Source organism: Sphingomonas sp. GW821-FHT03E12, assembly GCF_059420685.1.
This window is the reverse complement of the sequence record NZ_JBWKUF010000008.1, coordinates 40,547-57,185: the sequence shown is the minus strand read 5'-3', so window position 1 is coordinate 57,185 and position 16,639 is coordinate 40,547. Positions and strand designations below refer to the sequence as shown.

Here is a 16,639-nt window from a genome sequence, read left to right as displayed (position 1 = left end):
CTCGATGTTGTTCGTCTTCTTGCGACTCAGGCTACGCAGGTCGATGGCTGATGTAAAGGATTACATCGAATTTTGTCGACAGGCCGCACGGCAGGCGACATGAAGCCGTGATGCCAACGATTATCGACGTTGCCGCGGTCGCGGGCGTCTCCACTGCCACGGTTTCGCGCGTATTGAGCCAGCCCGAACGTGTGGCGGAAGCGACGCGCAAACGCGTGCTCGAGGTCGTTCAATCGCTGGGCTATGCGCCGAATGTCGCCGCACGGACGCTGCGCACCCTGCGCGCCGCCAAGATCCTGCTGACGGTACCCGACATCTCCAACCCCTTCTTCGCGAGCATCATCCGCGGCGCGGAAGAAGCCGCACGCGACGCCGGCTATGCCGTGGTGGTCGGCGATACCCGGCACGACCCGCAGGTCGAGGATCAATATGCCGAGATGCTCTCGCGCCGCGAGGTCGACGGACTGATCTTTCTCGGCCATCGCCTGCCCGATAATCTGAGCCCGCTCCTCTCCCGGCCGGGCGTCGCGGCACCGGTCGTGAACGGCTGCGAATACAGCCCCGACCTTGGCGTCCCCAGCGTGCATATCGACAATGCCGCCGCAAGCGGCGATGCGGTCGAGCATCTGATCGGCCTTGGCCATCGCGATATCGGCATCGTCACCGGCCCGCTCATCAGTCCGATCAGTCGGGACCGCCTTTCGGGCGCGATGGAGGTCGCAGAACGGTACGGGCTGAAGGATCGCCTGCAGGTCCGGAATGGCGACTATTCGGCGGAGCTGGCCTTCGAGCTGGCTGCCGACCTGCTCAAGCGGAACGTCACCGCGATTTTCTGCTTCAGCGACGAGATGGCGATGGGCGCGATCAGCGCGATCAGTGCGGCCGGCCTGACCTGCCCCGGACATGTTTCGGTCGTCGGCTTCGACGACCTTCCCACCGCCCGCTTCTTCCAGCCCGCGCTCACCACGATCGCCCAGCCCAAGGGGCTGATTGGTCAAAGGACGGTCGAATTGCTGGTCGAGATCCTGCGCGACCCGGAAAGCCCGATCCGGCAGATCACCCTGCCCCATGAGCTCGTCGTCCGCGACAGCACCCGCGCGGTCAGTCCCTAGCTGCCGCGATCCTCTCCAGACGCGCCTGGATCTCGCTTTCAGGGAACCAGCGGCCGCGCACCATCACACCGGCGCGGCGCTCGACATTCGCGAGATTCTCGAGCGGATTGGCAGTCAACAGGATCAGATCCGCACGCTGCCCCGTTGCGATCGTGCCGAAGCCAGCCTTCCACCCGAAATAGCGAGCCGCCTCGCGCGTGCCGGTCGCGAGTACCTGATAGGGCGTCAGCCCCGCCACCTGCATCATCCGCATCTCATGATGGATCGAAAAGCCGGGCACATTGAAGAATTGCGGTGCATCCGATCCGAGCGCGATCGGTGCGCTGGCGGCATGAAGGTCGCGCACCAGACGGCGCCGCAGCTCGACCAGCCGCCGCGCCGCATCCGGCTGGAAATCGGGACGCGCGGCGAAGTCCCGCTTTGCCTTCACCCAGCCGTCCAGCACGCGCTTGGGCATGTAGCGCATTTCCGGCCGGGCGATCATCGCCTCGGGCGTTTCGGACGAAGCCAGATGCTCGACCAGGCTCAGCGTCGGCACGTTCCAGGTGCCTGCCGTGATCGTGCGCCGCACGGCATCGGGGATGCGACGTTCATCGACGAACTGCACCCAGCCGCTGCCGAAGAAGCCGGCCGGGCGTCCGGCGGTATCGGTGCCTTGCGGAACCAGAAACTCGACATAGCGGTCGAGATGGTCGATCGAGGCCTGCCGGCTTCCGAGCGCATCGGTGAGCCGGACTCCCTCGGGGATATGGCCGCCGAACGGCATTCCGATCGCGTTCGCGGTCTCCGCCATCGCGAGATAGGCGTCCCGCGGCACGCTGCCGATCTTGATCAGGTCATATCCGGCCGCACGATAGTCGCGCACCGCCCCGCGCGCCTTGTCGGGCGTTCCGGCGGCCGCTGCGCTCAGCCAGGGGCTCGCCGTATGGAGCGTCGGGCCAATCACATCCCCCGCGGCGATCCGGTCGCGCAGGGCAAGATGCGATGCGTTTCCGGCTATGTTGCGGACGGTCGTGACGCCATTCGCGACATAGAGGAACAGCATGTTGTCGCGATAGGCCGGATCCTCGGGGCCGGGCACATGGCCGTGCATTTCAGCCAGTCCGGGCATCAGCCAGCGCCCTGCTCCGTCGATCCGCCGGGCACCCGCGGGAATGCGCGCAGCAGATGCGGAGGCCACCGACACGATCCGCCCGTCCTGCACCACAACCGTCTGGTTCGCGAGCACATGCTCACGGTCCATCGGCACGATATTGACGCCGACAAAGGCAATCGTCCCGCCGGACGGGTTCGTGTCGGCTACCGCGCCTCTCGCCGCGACAAACGCCGCAGCGACCAGCAGCGTGAGCGCGAGAAGAAGCAGCGGAAAACGCGTCTCGCGAGAGGCAAAGCGTGGCACCGGAACGCTCTCCTTTCAGCCGGATCGGGTCACGATCCGCTGCCGGAAGCTACCACCCCCCCGCCAGCTTGTCAGGCCTGCCGTCCCGGACAGACGGACACCATGCCCTGCTGCCCGCTTCGTCAGCCACTCAATCGCTGAAGGTCACGAGTGACATGCCCTGGTTCACGGCCCTTTCGAGAAGCCGCCGTACGGCGGCGAACGGTTCGCCCGCCTCCGCTTCCGGGACATTTGTCATGAAGATCTGCAGCAAGATCCTCACCTGCGCAGGATTCAGCAGGGAATCCCCGAAATATTGGAGATCGGCGCCAGCCTGCCGGCCCCTTTCGAACAAAACCGCCAGCGAGCGGTGGGCATCCAAATCAAGGGAGCCCGCAAGCTCCAGGCTGCCGGGGTCAGCGGGTACAAACTCCGTCGATGGCGACGCGAAATAGATATCCAGCATCGTCTCAGTCTAGGCATATCCGGGCGAGAACCAAGCACCGCCGACGGCCGAACTGCATCCTTCCGGCGCTGCTCGCTACATCCGCAAAACTGTCCTGATCCTATTGACGAGCCCGCGGCAAATCGGCTTCTCGATTGCAGACCTGTTCCTCTTGCCAAGGGTCCCCAGTGCAACCTCTCTCCTCCGCGCCGCGCCCGCTGGGCAAGACCGATATCCTCGTACCCCCCGTCGCCTGGGGCATGTGGCGCTTCGCCGGCAGCGACGTGGCCACCGCCCGCGCCCTGATCGAGGCGGCGCTGGCCGAGGGGATAAATTTGTTCGACACCGCCGATATCTACGGCGCCGACACGCCCGGCGGCTTCGGCTCGGCCGAGGCCTTGCTTGGCCGCGTCCTCGCCGAGGCACCGGCACTCAGCACCCACATGGTGCTTGCCACCAAGGGTGGGATCATCCCCGGCACCCCCTATGATTCGAGCGCTGACTATCTGACGGCGGCGCTCGATGCTTCGCTCGCCCGGCTCGGCGTCGACCATGTCGACCTCTGGCAAGTGCACCGTCCCGATCTGATGACCCATCCGGAGGAGCTTGCAAGAACGCTCACGCGCATGATCGAAAGCGGCAAGACGCGCGCGGTTGGCGTATCGAATTTCTCGCCTTCGCAGACCCGCGCGCTCCAGGCCTGGCTTCCCTTTCCCCTCGCAAGCCATCAGCCCGAATTCTCGGCGTTTCACACGCAACCCTTGTGGGACGGGATTCTCGATCAGGCGATGGAACGCGGCATGGCGGTGCTCGCCTGGTCACCGCTTGGCGGCGGCCGGCTGAACGGCGGCGGCGCGGTCGCCACGCTGCTCGATGCGAAGGCACAGGAAAGCGGTGCTTCGCGCGCCGCCGCTGCGCTTGCATGGATCATGGCGCATCCGGCACGCCCGATCCCGATCATCGGCACGCAGACGCCCGCGCGCATCGCTGAAGCATCGCAAGCCTATGACGTCCTGTGGACGCGTGCCGAATGGTATGCGGTGCTTGAAGCCTCGACGGGCGAAAAGCTGCCGTAACCGGCGCGGCCGCCATCGCGCGCGCTACCCGGCCGGGCGGCTCGCGCGCAATCCGCCGGGATAGGGCGTGAGCCTGACGCGCTCTCCCTTGCGCAGCGCAAGGTCGACAATGACGTCACCGCTTCGCACGCGCGCCGGGCCGCCACTGTCCGCAGTCAGCACCGCCTCTGCCAGCTTTCCACCGGTCCAGCGCAGGTCGACACCGATATTCCCCCGCGCACGCAGGCCCGAAATATGGCCGCTCGGCCATCTGCGCGGCAGCGCCGGCAGCAGATGGATGGTTCCCGAATGGCTCTGCATCAGCATCTGGCCGATGCCGGCCGCGCCGCCCAGATTGCCGTCGATCTGAAACGGCGGATGCGCGTCGAACATGTTGGGATAGGTGCGGCTGGGTTGCAGCAGCATCTGCAACACCTTGTACGCGCGCTCCCGCTGTTCGAGCCGAGCCCACAGGTTGATCCGCCAGCCGATGCCCCATCCCGTCGCATCGTCGCCGCGGATCTCGAGCGTCCGGCGCGCCGCCGCTGCAAGCTCGGGCGTTCGCTGCAACGTGATCTGCTCGCCCGGATAGAGCGCGTAGAGGTGGCTGACATGACGATGGTTGATCTCGGGCGCATCCATGTCCCAATCGTCGAACCATTCCTGCAACTGCCCCGCCTTGCCGATCCGGTCCGGCGGCAGCTTGTTGAGCTTCACGGCGATCTCGGCCCGCAGCGCCGCGTCACGTCCCAGCAGTTGCGACGCCGCGATCGTGTGCGCGAACAGATCGCGCAGCAACTGGCTGTCCATCGCCGGCCCGGCACAGATCGACACACCCGGGCGGTGCGAATTCTCCGGCGAATTGGACGGGTTCATCACCAGCTCGCCGGTCCGTGGATGCGGTACCAGCGCGTCGAGGTAGAATTGGCAGGACGAGGCCATCAGCGGATAGAGCTCGGCCAGGAAGGCACGGTCGCGGCTATAGTCCCAATGGTCCCACAGCGTGTTGAGCAGCCAGGCGCCGCCCATCGGCCACATGCCGTAGATCGCCGATGAATTGACCGTCGCCTGCCGCCACAGATCGGTGTTGTGATAGGCGACCCAGCCGCGTGCGCCCCAGTCGTTGCGCGCGGTACGCTGGCCGGTGATCGCCAGCTCCCGGGTCATGCGCAAGAGCGGCTCGACCAGTTCGCCGAGGTTGGCGGCATCGGCCAGCCAGTAGTTCATCTCCGCATTGATGTTCAGCGTCCATTTGGACTCCCAGGGCGGCGCGGTGCGTTCGTTCCAGATGCCCTGGAGATTGGCGGGCTGCGTGCCCGGGCGCGAGGAGGCGATCAGCAGATAGCGCCCGAACTGGTAATAGAGCGCCGCCAGCGCCGGATCATCGAGCTCGCCCGAACTGGCGATACGCCGATCCGTCGGCAAGTCTGCGGCCGGGCTTCGCCCCAGATCGATCGCGACGCGGCGGAACAATCTCCGATGATCGGCTTGATGCGCGGCGAGCAGCGCCTCCCAGTTCTTGGTGCTTGCTGCCTCGATGTCGGCACGAACGATCGCCGAGGGATCGCCGCCTATGTCGTCGAACCGGCGATAGCTGGTCGCGGTCGCCACCAGCAGCACGACCTCCTGCGCATCCTCGATGCGGATGCCGTCGCGGCCATTGGTCTGCCGCCCCCCGGTGCGGCGTATCTTCACGCGCGTCTCGAACCGGATCCCGCCCGGAACGCCATGCTGCGCCGGACCGATGCCGCGCATCACCAGCGTGTCGTCGCCCTCGACCGCGACCTCGGCGTCCTGCGGCGTGGTGAGGGAAATGTTGACGGTCACCGATCCAGCGGGCGCATCGGTCGACAGGCGGATCGCGATGACGCCGTCGGGCGCGGAGGCGATCACCTCGCGCAGATGGGTGACAGTGCGCACCTTGAACCGCGTCGCGGCGATCGCGCCATCGAGGTCGAGGCTGCGCCGGTAGCTCTGGCTGTTCTCGATCCCCTGGAACAGCAGCATGAGGTCGCCGATCGGCTGATACGACATCTGCCGCTGCGGCCGCGCGACGAGCACCTCGTCGGCAAGATCCTGCGCTTCCTTGTACTTGCCCGCCCAGATCAGCTCACGGACGCGCGGCAGCCCGGCGCCGGCCTTGGGATTGGTGCCGTCATAGGGAGAGCCGGCGAAGAAACTGTCTTCATTGAGCTGGATGCGTTCATTGGCGATCCCGCCGAACACCATCGCGCCCAGCCGGCCATTGCCGAGCGGGAGCGCCTGTACCCATTCGTCCGCGGGGCTGTCGTACCACAGGGTGGTACCGGTCTCGCTTTCCTCGCCCGCCTGCGCGGGAAGCGCGGTCGCAAGTGCGAGGCCTGCGCTCCCCTTCATCACGCCGCGGCGCGAAACGCGTGTGGAGTCGGCCATCAGCCGCGCCGCGCCGGACGGGCAAGCGTGAACAGCATCGCGGTCACCGGCGGCACCGTCACCGCGCGGCTGGGCTTGCGGGAGACCGTCGTCAGGGTCGTCGCATCCTTCGCCGCCGCGGACGGGCCCGTCAGCATCACCACCCGCGCGTCCGGCAGCGCCGGAAGCTCGACCGTCACCGGCGCGTCCCCCTGATTGATCAGCGCGATCCGGTCGCGGCCGTTCTGGCGCAGCGCGTAATAGCCGAGATAGGGGTCGGGCACCGCAGTCGTTTCGAGGAAGGTCGCGCCGTCGAGCAGCTGCGCGAACTGCGTGCCGTAGTAAAGCGGGCGGCGCGAATAGCCCTTGGACGGCGTGCCGACGATCGGCGAATAATTACCATAGCCCCCACCATGCCAGTTGACTCCGATCCAGCCGCGCCGGGCCCAGTCGAGCATGCGGTTGGCGCCCCAGACCGATGCCGCGTGGACGTCGGACACACCGACCTTGCCGCCGTCCCAGCAGCTGTTCCCCTCCGACATGCGATAGGGGAGCCCCGACACGCGCCGGGCATCCTCGACCACCGCATAGCCGGCCTGCTTGAACGTCGCCGTCTTCGCCTCGGGCAGCTTGAGCTGGTCGAGCGTCGCTTCGGGCGATCCTGCCGGCCCCATCGCATAATAATGGCCGGTCAGCATGACGACGTCGGGATAGCGCGGCGCGGCACCGGCAAAGGCGGTCAGATATTCCAGCTTGTTCGAGATGCCCGGGCCGGCGAATCGCAGCCCCGGCGCGGCAGCGGTGATCGCTGCGTGGAAACGATCCCACTCGGCAACATAGTCGGCGGCAGTCCAGGTCGCCGGGCGATAGCGGTTGCGGAAGACGTCGGGCTCGTTGCCGATCTGGATCGCCGACAGCCGCGGCCCGAGGATGCGCTGGACGTCCGCCGCCTCGCGCGCTGCCTGTTCGGGCGTGGCGTGCGCCATGTTGAGGCCGTAGAGGCAGCTCCATCCGGTCGCGTCGAGGAAGCCGCGCAGGTTGCGCAACGCCAGGGTAGAGACATTCAGCCCCTCGCGATTGAGCTTGTTGTGCTCGGGTCCGTGAATCTCGAATGCCGGTGCGATCACCTGGTCGCCGACATAGGCGGTATGCTCGCCCGACGATCCGCCGAGCCGGATGCTGCCCGACGGGGAGAGGCCGCGGACCAGCTGAACGAACGCCTTGTTCTCCGCCGAGAAATAGCCGGGGTTGGAGAGCTGCGCGCGCTCGAACGACAGGCCGACATAGTCGCGCGGGATCGTCGCGCCGGCCCGCGATGCATCGTAGCTCAACGTCACGATCCGGTTGGTCGCCGCCGCGATCCGGGGAAGCGCTGCAACGCCCCCTGCCAACGCCAGCATCTCAACGAAATCACGGCGCTTCATGCAGCACTCTCCCCAACATCCGCCGCACATCTTGCGCGATCATATGATTATCATATGTTTGCAAAACCTGTATGACAACAATGATCGGTGAGGAAGGCAAATGCGGCGCGGCGTCAGGGCGATCATCAGCTTCGCAACGGCCGTCCTCGCTTGCGCGGTTCCCGCCGCCGCACAGCTCGACGGCAATTCGGACGAAGCGAAGGTCGCCCCCTACCGGCTCCCCGATCCGCTGGTCGCGGCCAATGGCCATCGCGTGCAGAACGCGCGGGACTGGCGCAAGCGGCGCGCCGAGCTGATCGGATTGTTCGAGACCAACATCTACGGCGTCGCCCCTCGCCCCCTGCGCCAGCGCTACGTCGTCGATGAAGAGGACCATGCCGCGCTGGGCAGCCTCGCGATCCGGCGGCAGGTGACGATCCTGCTCGACGGGCGGCGCGACGGGCCGCAGATGCGCGTGTTGCTCTATCTGCCCGCAGGCGCGCGTGGTCCCGTTCCGGTGTTCGTCGGCCCGAACTTCCACGGCAATCAGGCGATCCATCCCGATCCGGCCATCCACATCACGCCCGGCTGGGTCACCCCGGCCACCGGCATCCGCAAGGGCAGCGCCACGCTGCATTCGCGCGGCATCGACGCGCCGGAATGGCCGGTCGAGGCGATCCTGAAAGCGGGCTATGGCATCGCCACCTACTTCACGGGCGACCTCTATCCCGACAACGAGAGCAAAATCGCGGACAGCATCCAGCCCTTCTTCGGCGCCAGCCCCTCCGACCCGCAGCATTGGGGAGCGATCGCGACCTGGGCCTGGGGTCTCAGCCGCGTCTATGATTACCTCGCGACCGACCGCGCCGTCGATGCGCGCCGCGTCATCGTCTTCGGTCACTCGCGTTACGGCAAGGCCGCGCTCTGGGCGGGCGCGCGCGACGAGCGCTTCGCGATGGTCATCTCGAACAATTCGGGCGAAGGCGGCGCTGCGCTCTACCGCCGCAATTTCGGCGAGACGATCCGCGTCATGAACAACTACTGGTTCGCGCCTCGGTTCAAGACCTTTGCCGAGCGCGAGAGCGAGTTGCCCGTCGACGCGCACATGCTGATCGCGCTCGCCGCCCCCCGCCCCGTCTATGTCGCCAGCGCGACCGAGGACTGGTGGGCTGATCCCAAAGGCGAATTCCTCGCCGCGAAAGGCGCCGACCCGGTCTATCGCCTGCTCGGTGCGGGCGGGCTGGATGCACAGGAAATGCCGCTGCCCGATCGGCCGGTCCAGTCGCGGATCGGCTATCACCTCCGCACCGGACCCCATGCCCTGACGGCAAGCGACTGGAACCATTTCATCGCCTTTGCCGACCGCTGGCTCAAACCCCGCTAACTGCTCCGCTTGCCCCCGATATTGACGCCATAGCGCGGCCATTCGGGCCGGATCAGGTGGTGGCGGACATAAGGCGTTCCCTCGCAGGTCAGCTCGATCACCGTCGTCGGATCGTCCGGCGCTTCGTCGGGCAGTCCGGTGAGCCGCAATGCAATCGCGTCCTGCGTGAACTGCACCGGCTGCCCGGTCTTGAGCAGCCGCGCCGACAGCACCTTGGTCCGCACGCCCCCGACCGCGACGACGGTCTGCGGCTTCAGAACGCCCAGCACCGCCGCCGCCGGGCTCTTCGACGGCCAGAAATAGACATGGACGTAGAGCTTGTCCTTCGCCTTGGTGAAGTTGGTATAGTTGCCGAACGCCCCCGCCGCGCGCCCGTCCGCATCGTAGATCGCGGCGCCATTGGTGCGCAGCCACGCCCCCACCTGCTCCAGCGTCTCGACCGATGCGCGCGGCACCGATCCATCGGCTTCGGGGCCGATGTTGAGCAGGTAATTGCCGCCTTGCTGCACGCATAAAGTCAGGTCGTTGACCAGCCGCCGCGCCGGCTTCCATTCCTCGTCGGTGCGCTGATAGCCCCAGCCATAGTTCATCGTCGCGCAGGATTCCCACGCGCGGTCGGCGGCGGTGATACGATGCTCGGGAGTCGCGAAATCGCCGTCGAGGCCGTTGCGGTTGTTGGTGATGATTTCGGGCTGGAGGTCGAACACCATGCGGTTCATTTCGTCCGCCCGCCATTGCTGCGGGGTCAGCGGCCAATCGACATCGTACCAGAGGATGTCGATCTTACCGTAGTGGGTCAGCAGCTCGCGGAGCTGCGCATGGGCATAAGCGACGAAGCGTTCGCGCGCGGCGGGATCGTCCTTGCACCGCGCGCCGTCGGGATGGTGCCAGTCCATCAGCGAGAAATAGAGACCGACCCGCAGCCCCTCCGCGCGCGCCGCCTCGACAAACTCGCGCACGATGTCGCGCTTCGCCCCCTGCTTCGCCGAGTTATAGTCGGTCGTCGCCGTGTCCCACAGGCAGAAGCCCTCGTGATGCTTGGTCGTCAGCACCATGTATTTCTGCCCCGCCCGCTTCGCGAGGCGCGCCCATTCGCGCGCGGCCCCCGGCTTGGGCCTGAACTCAGCCGCCAGCCGCTCATAGTCGGGGATCGGAATCCCCTCCGATTCCATCACCCATTCCTGATGCCCGATGATGCTGTAGAGGCCGTAATGGATGAACATCCCGAACTTCGCCTCATGCCACCAGCGCATGCGGCGCGCGCGGCTTTCCTCCTGATAGGCGAGCTTGAGGTTCGCGGTGGCCGTGCTGCTGCCGTCCGCCTCCTGCGCCGCCGCGGCAGTCGCGAGCAGCGCACCGGCACCACCCGCCGCGCCCAGAAATGCGCGCCGGTCGATCGAATGGGTCATCTTCCGTCCCTTGCTTGCGGACACAGAAAAGCCCGGCCTGTCGCCAGACCGGGCTTTCCCGTTCAAATCACATGCCGCGTCAGAACTTGAACGCGACGCCGGCGGAGAATTTCCGGCCCGTGAACGAGGTGTAATAGGGATCCTGGCGGACCGAGTCGTAGTAGAACTCCAGCGCCTCGTTGGTCAGGTTCTGCGCCTCGAGCCGGAGCTGGATCTGCGGCGTGATCTGATAGGAAGCCGCCATGTCGACGAAGAGCGTCGAGCGCGCGCCCTGCACGTCGCTGGGCAGGCGCGAGGTCGGCACGGTCAGCAGATATTTGTCGCGCCAGGTCGCGGTGCCGCGGATGCTGAACTTGTCGTCCTCATAATAGAGCGTGCCGCTCACCGTATGCTTGGACAGGTTCACCAGATCGCGGACGATGGTGTTGGTGCCGGTGCAGGGCGAGCTCGAGGTCAGGCAATAGGTGATCTGCGAGTCGACGAAGGTGTAGTTCGCCAGCATGCCGAAGTTGCGGAACGTGTCGCCCAGGAAATCGAAGCCGCTCTGGATGTTGACCTCGACGCCCTTGAGCGGGCCGCCCGGGGTGTTCTGCCGGCCGCTGACCGTGAACTCGGTGTTCACGTCCCAGGGTGAGCCCTGGATCAGGGAGAGCGGCAGCCCGGTCTGGCCGAACGTCATCGTCTCGGACAGCGACTGGATGTAGCTGTCGATGTCCTTGTAGAAGCCGCCCACCGAGATCAGCCCGCGCCGGCCGAAATAATATTCGAGGCTGGCATCCACCGTCTTGGCGCGGATCGGGTCGAGATAGAAGTTCGGCCCCGAGATGGTGCGCGTGTTGAGCGCGATGTTCACGCCGGCCGGCAGGATGTGGTTCAGCTCTGGCCGCGCCATCACCTTCGCCGCGGCGAAGCGCAGGATCAGCTTGTCGGTGAGATCCATGGTGAGCGTCGCCGAGGGCAGCCAGTCGTCATAGGAACGCGACAGCACGCGCGATACGCCCGCTACCGTGCCCTGACCGCTCTGCTCGGTATGGACGTAGCGCACGCCGATATTGCCGCGCAGGCCGATGCCGAGCGCATCGGTGTTGAAGTCGATCATGCCATAGGCACCGGTGACCGCTTCGTTGAGGCGATCGCGCACCGGGATCGCCGCGAGCGCATAGTCGCCGCTGTCGTCGTTGGTGAAGTTGATCAGCTTGTCGATCGCGTCATAGTCCGGCGCCAGCCACGACCCGCCGACATCGCCCGGCATCGACTTTCCGAAATTGTCGATCAGCGTCATGACCGAGCTCATCGCAGTGCCGGCGGGAAGCGCACCCGTGGTCAAATTGCCCGCGCGGCTGCGCGTGTAGCGCTTGTAATTGCCTTCGCGATACTGGACGCCCGCGCGCACCTTGAACCCGTCGAACAACGCGTAGGTGGCGTTGAACTCGGTGGTCAGGTTCTCGGTGTCTTCCTTGTTGTCGCCCTTGTTGAGCAGGTTGCGGAAGATGGTCACCCCGCCCGCCGCGACGTTGGGCGCGAACAGATAGTTGGACGCGTTGGTGGTGTCGAAACCCCAGTCGATCTTCGGAACGCTGCCGCCGTCGCGGAAGTCATAGGAGAAGTTGTTGACGTCATTGGCGAAGAAGCTGATCTGCGTCGACACCGGGTTGTGCATGGTCGAGAGCGACAGGCCGACAAAGCCGTCGATCGTCAGCTTGCCCAGCTCCTGCGAGAAGGTCGCATTGATCTGGCGGAAGGTGGTCGTGTATTTCCGCAGCGCGATATCGTTGGAGATATCGATCCCGTTGAACTTGCCATACTGGATGCTGCCCAGCGAATCGACGGCGATATCGGTGACCGAGGTCATCGGCTGGCCGTGGTTGCCGGTACCGCGCGCGAAGGAGTTGGCCGCGAAGCTGTAGTCGCGCCGGGTCACGTCATAGCGGGAATAGAGGCCGTCGATCGCGAACTTGGTGCCATCGGCCGGCTCGGCCTCGATCGTGACCGTCGCGCCGAGCCGCGAATAATCCTGATCCGAACGGAGCCAGCGCGGGCTGCGATAGATGAACGCGTTGCGCGCGGTCTCGTAATTGGCGACATTCTGGGCCGTATTGGGCAGGCGCGGCATGCCGGTCGCGCAGTTCAGCGCATCGGTGCCGATCGCGGCATTGTTGCCCGGATTCTGCGTGGCGTAGCCGACCGGCGAGCAGAAGCCGCCCTGCTGGGTGCCGCGATAGACCTCGACCGCCGACCATGCCTCTTCGCGCGTATAGCGCTTGGTGTAGGCGATCGACGCCGCAACGCCGAAGGTGCCGTCGAGGAACTTCTTGGAGACAAGGCCGGTGACGCGCGGGCTGAACTTGCCGCGCAGATCGTCATAGGTGCCCTGCGCGCTCGCCGCGAAGGTAAAGTCGTCGGCATAGGAAAGCGGGCGCGGGGTCTTGAGGTCGACGGTCGCGCCGAGCGAGCCTTCCTCGACATCCGCCGAATAGGTCTTGCGAACGGTCAGCTCGCTGAACAACTCCGACGCGAACACGCTGAAGTCGAACGAGCGCGAGGAGTTGAAGCCGGCGCGGATATCCGACGAGTTGGTCGAGCTCGACCCCTGCATGCCGTTGAGGCGGACGCGGGTGAACTGGGCGCCGAGGCCGCGGACCGAAATCGTCTTGCCTTCGCCACCGTCGCCGCGGGCCAGCGCGACGCCCGGCAGGCGCTGCATCGATTCGGCGAGGTTCGAGTCGGGGAACTTGCCGACGTCTTCGGCCGAGATCGAATCGACCACGCCGGTCTCGTTGCGCTTGGTCGCGAGCGATTTCTCGAGCGATCCGCGGAAGCCGGTGACGGTGATGTCCATCACATCGTCGCTCGTCTCCTGCGCAGGCGGCGCAGACGCTTCCTGCGCAGCGGCGGGCGCCACCCAGGACAGGCCGACCGCCAATGCGACGACCGACAGATTCAATCCGCGATTCCGAAACCTGCTCGCCATTCAAACCTCCCCAATTCGCAGCTTTCCAGCTTGCTTGACGCCAAACCTGTAAGACAGATATGCTTGTATGACAAGTGATGAATCGCATGGCCGATCGGGCCGAATTCACTAAAATCGATCGAGAGAGGGGAGCCAGAGATGGGAACACGCCGGGACTTCTTGACGCACGGAACGACGCTCGGGCTGCTGGCGCTGCCCGCGGCGCCGGCCTTCGCCCGCGGCCGTGTCGTCGATATCCGCAGCCATGGCGCGGTCGGCGACGGGCGGACGATGAACACGCGCGCGATCCAGAACGCGATCGACGCCTGCGCAAAGGCGGGCGGCGGGATGATCGCGGTGCCCGCCGGGGTGTTCGTCAGCGGATCGATCTGGCTCAAGCCCGGCGTCGGGCTCGAGCTGCGCAAGGGCGCGGTGCTGCGCGGCTCGCCCAATTTGTCGGACTATCCGCTGGTGCTGCGCCGCTTCGTCGAGGCGTTTCCGGAAGCGTTGCGACTCGGCCTGATCAACGCCCAGCATAATCACGGGCTGCGCATCGTCGGTCCGGGCACGGTCGACGGCGGCGGCGATCCGTTCTGGCGGATGTTCTTCAGCGCGCCGGACGAGAGCGTCCAGGGCGTGAAGGTCCATTACCACTTCCCCCAGCTCTGCTCGATCGAGGATTGCGACGACGTGCTGGTCAGCGGCGTGACGTTCAAGGACGCCGCCTTCTGGAACCTGCACATGTATCGTTGCCGCCGGTCGGTGATCGAGGATTGCAGCTTCGAGGTGCCGCACGAGATCCGTGCGCCGAGCTCGGATGCGATCGATCTCGACAGCTGCCAGGACATCGTCGTGCGCCGCTGCTGCTTCTCGGTCGATGACGATTGCATCGCGCTCAAGGGCACGCAGGGGCCGGGCGCGGCCGCGTACAAGGAAGCGCCGCCGGTCGAGCGCATCCATATCCATGACTGCGTGTTCGAGCATGGCCTGGGCTGCGTCACCTATGGCAGCAACGCGACCGTGGTGCGCGATGTCCGGGTGGAGCGGATCACCAATGTCGGCGACATCCCGACGATCCGCTTCAAGGTGCGCCCCGACACGCCGGGACAGGTCTACGAGAAGCTTCGCGTCAAGGGCGTGCGCCTCGCCGAGGCCCCGACGCCCTATGGCCCCAGCTGGCACAATGGCGAGGTGTTCTACGGTTACGGCAAGCCCAATTTCGGCGCCGACGATCCCGCGGTCGGGCTGATCGTCAACGCCCGGCTGGTCCATGGCACCAAGGTCGAGCCGCGCATGCCCGGCGCGATCATTCGCGACGTGGTGATCGAGGATGTGAAGGGCACGACCCGCCGCTTCGGCAACATATCGGGCAACCCGACCACGGCGATCTCGGACTTCCTGCTCAAGGACATCGACGTGCGGCTGACCGACGGCGGCGAGCGCACCAAGCTGATCGCGCGCGACACGCGCAACATCCGGATGGAGAATGTCCGGGTGAACGGCGCCCCGGGCGAGATCGTGACTTAGCCCTTCCCTCTCGTCACCCCGGCCTCGTGCCGGGGTCCACCGGGCGGCAAGCGCTGCGAGCCAGGCGCGAGAGCATTGCGTGCGGCGGGGTGGACCCCGGCACGAGGCCGGGGTGACGATGGTATTGGCTTAGGGCGCTATGCCTCCCTTGCCACTCAGAGCCGGTAGGCCTGCCGCACCAGATTATACGCCAGGTCCTGGGCGACCACGAATGCCTCGTCCTTCTCCAGCCGGTGTTCGGCCACCAGCCGCGCGAGGAAGGAGCAATCGACCCGCCGGCTCATGTCGTGCCGCGACGGGATCGACAGGAAGGCGCGGGTGTCGTCGTTGAAGCCGACGGTGTTGTAGAATCCGCCGGTCTCGGTCACCTGCTCGCGGAAGCGGCGCATCCCCTCAGGGCTGTCGTGGAACCACCAGGCCGGCCCAATGCGCAGCGCCGGATAGTGACCGGCGAGCGGCGCGATCTCACGCGCGTAATTGCTCTCGTCGAGCGTGAAGAGGATGATCGTCAGGTCGGGATTGTTGCCATAGGCGTTGAGCAGCGGCTTGAGCGCATTGACGTACTCGGTGCGCGACGGCCAGTCGTCGCCCTTGGCCTCACCGAACACATTGGTCACCGCCGGGTTCTGGCTGCGCAGCGCGCCGGGATGGATCTGCATGACGAGTCCGTCGTCCAGGCTCATCCGCGCCATCTCGGTCAGCATCTGACCGCGGAAGCGTTCGGCGTCATTGGCATCGCCCTCGCCGCGGACGATCCTGCCGAACAGCGCCGCCGCCTCTTCCTGGGGCAGATTCTCGGTATGCGCGGTCGGATGGCCGTGATCGGTCGAGGTGCAGCCGCCATGCTCGATGAAATAGCGGCGGCGGTTGCGCAGTGCGGCGAGATAGCCGTCCCAGCTCGTCACATCCTCGCCGGTGATCCGGCCGAGTTCGGGCAGCGACTCGCGGAAGCGCGGATGCTCGGGATCGGTGACGTTATCGGGGCGGAAGGCGGTGACGACGCGGCCCTTCCACCCGCTCGCCGCGATCGCGCGGTGGTGGCGCAGATCGTCGAGCGGGTCCTCGGTCGTCGCCAGCAGCTCGATCCCGAACCGCTCGAACAGCGCGCGCGGACGGAATTCGTCGGTCTTCAGCTTCGCGTCGATCTGGTCGTAGATGCGGTCGGCATTGGCGGGCGAGAGCCGCTCGGTGATGCCGAGGATCGCGTGGAACGCATGGTCGAGCCACATCCGGCTCGGCGTGCCGCGCAGCAGATGGAAATTCTCGGCGAAGCGGTGCCAGATCTTGCGCGGATCGGTCTGCGTCCAGCCGCCGTCGATCCGCGGCACGCCCAGCTCCTCGAGCGGCACGCCCTGCGAATAGAGCATGCGGAAGACATAGTGGTCGGGGATGATGAACAGCTCGGCCGGGTTGGCGAAGGGCTCGTCGCTCGCGAACCAGGACGGGTCGGTATGGCCGTGCGGGCTGACGATCGGCAGGTCCTTGACCGACTCATACAGCTCACGCGCGATGGCGCGGGTCTCGGGATCGGCGGGGAACAGGCGGTCGGGGTGCAGCGAAAGCGGCATGGTATCGGTCATTGGAG

Annotated in this window: 11 protein-coding genes; 4 read left to right on the top strand and 7 right to left on the bottom strand. The window is 66.2% G+C overall.

All coding sequences use genetic code 11. The annotated features are described in order from the left end of the window. The first annotated feature begins 110 nt into the window (after positions 1-110). Positions 111-1,112, top strand: coding sequence for a LacI family DNA-binding transcriptional regulator (locus AC07TU_RS19875; RefSeq protein ID WP_495189673.1), 1,002 nt, complete (start codon positions 111-113; stop codon positions 1,110-1,112). Here AC07TU_RS19875 and AC07TU_RS19870 read toward each other — a convergent pair. Both AC07TU_RS19870 and AC07TU_RS19865 read right to left on the bottom strand, forming a co-directional pair. Further along, positions 1,102-2,511, bottom strand: coding sequence for an amidohydrolase family protein (locus AC07TU_RS19870; protein WP_495189672.1), 1,410 nt, complete (start codon positions 2,509-2,511; stop codon positions 1,102-1,104). The two genes, AC07TU_RS19875 and AC07TU_RS19870, sit on opposite strands and share 11 nt — an antisense overlap. Before the next feature lie 130 nt (positions 2,512-2,641). Further along, positions 2,642-2,956, bottom strand: a complete 315-nt coding sequence (locus AC07TU_RS19865; protein ID WP_495189671.1) for a hypothetical protein — start codon at positions 2,954-2,956, stop codon at positions 2,642-2,644. A gap of 239 nt (positions 2,957-3,195) precedes the next feature. Here AC07TU_RS19865 and AC07TU_RS19860 point away from each other — a divergent pair, with 239 nt between their 5' ends. Beyond that, positions 3,196-4,011: an aldo/keto reductase gene (locus AC07TU_RS19860; RefSeq protein ID WP_495189699.1), complete on the top strand. Its 816-nt coding sequence runs from the start codon at positions 3,196-3,198 to the stop codon at positions 4,009-4,011. Positions 4,012-4,035: 24 nt separating this feature from the next. Here the strand turns inward: AC07TU_RS19860 and AC07TU_RS19855 are convergent, their stop codons facing one another. Together AC07TU_RS19855 and AC07TU_RS19850 are read right to left on the bottom strand one after the other, a co-directional pair. Then, positions 4,036-6,402 carry a glycoside hydrolase family 95 protein gene (locus AC07TU_RS19855; protein WP_495189670.1) on the bottom strand — a complete coding sequence of 789 codons (2,367 nt, stop codon included), beginning with the start codon at positions 6,400-6,402 and terminating at the stop codon, positions 4,036-4,038. After that, positions 6,402-7,805, bottom strand: coding sequence for a hypothetical protein (locus AC07TU_RS19850; RefSeq protein ID WP_495189669.1), 1,404 nt, complete (start codon positions 7,803-7,805; stop codon positions 6,402-6,404). Before AC07TU_RS19850 ends, AC07TU_RS19855 begins: the two co-directional genes overlap by 1 nt. 100 nt (positions 7,806-7,905) lie before the next feature. Here AC07TU_RS19850 and AC07TU_RS19845 point away from each other — a divergent pair, with 100 nt between their 5' ends. Further along, a complete protein-coding gene (locus AC07TU_RS19845; protein WP_495189668.1) occupies positions 7,906-9,168 on the top strand; it encodes an alpha/beta hydrolase family protein in 1,263 nt (420 codons plus the stop codon). Here the strand turns inward: AC07TU_RS19845 and AC07TU_RS19840 are convergent. Next, positions 9,165-10,577: an alpha-L-fucosidase gene (locus tag AC07TU_RS19840; protein WP_495189667.1), complete on the bottom strand. Its 1,413-nt coding sequence runs from the start codon at positions 10,575-10,577 to the stop codon at positions 9,165-9,167. The genes AC07TU_RS19845 and AC07TU_RS19840 overlap by 4 nt on opposite strands. A 79-nt stretch (positions 10,578-10,656) precedes the next feature. Beyond that, the gene (locus AC07TU_RS19835; protein WP_495189666.1) at positions 10,657-13,548 is read right to left on the bottom strand and encodes a TonB-dependent receptor; all 2,892 of its coding nucleotides are present in this window, start codon (positions 13,546-13,548) and stop codon (positions 10,657-10,659) included. A gap of 138 nt (positions 13,549-13,686) precedes the next feature. Between AC07TU_RS19835 and AC07TU_RS19830 the strand changes: the two genes are divergently transcribed. After that, entirely contained in the window at positions 13,687-15,054 is a 1,368-nt protein-coding gene (locus AC07TU_RS19830) for a glycoside hydrolase family 28 protein (protein ID WP_495189665.1), read from the top strand. A gap of 155 nt (positions 15,055-15,209) precedes the next feature. Here AC07TU_RS19830 and uxaC read toward each other — a convergent pair whose 3' ends face one another. After that, positions 15,210-16,634, bottom strand: a complete 1,425-nt coding sequence (gene uxaC / locus AC07TU_RS19825; protein WP_495189664.1) for a glucuronate isomerase — start codon at positions 16,632-16,634, stop codon at positions 15,210-15,212. Between the last annotated feature and the right edge of the window lie 5 nt (positions 16,635-16,639).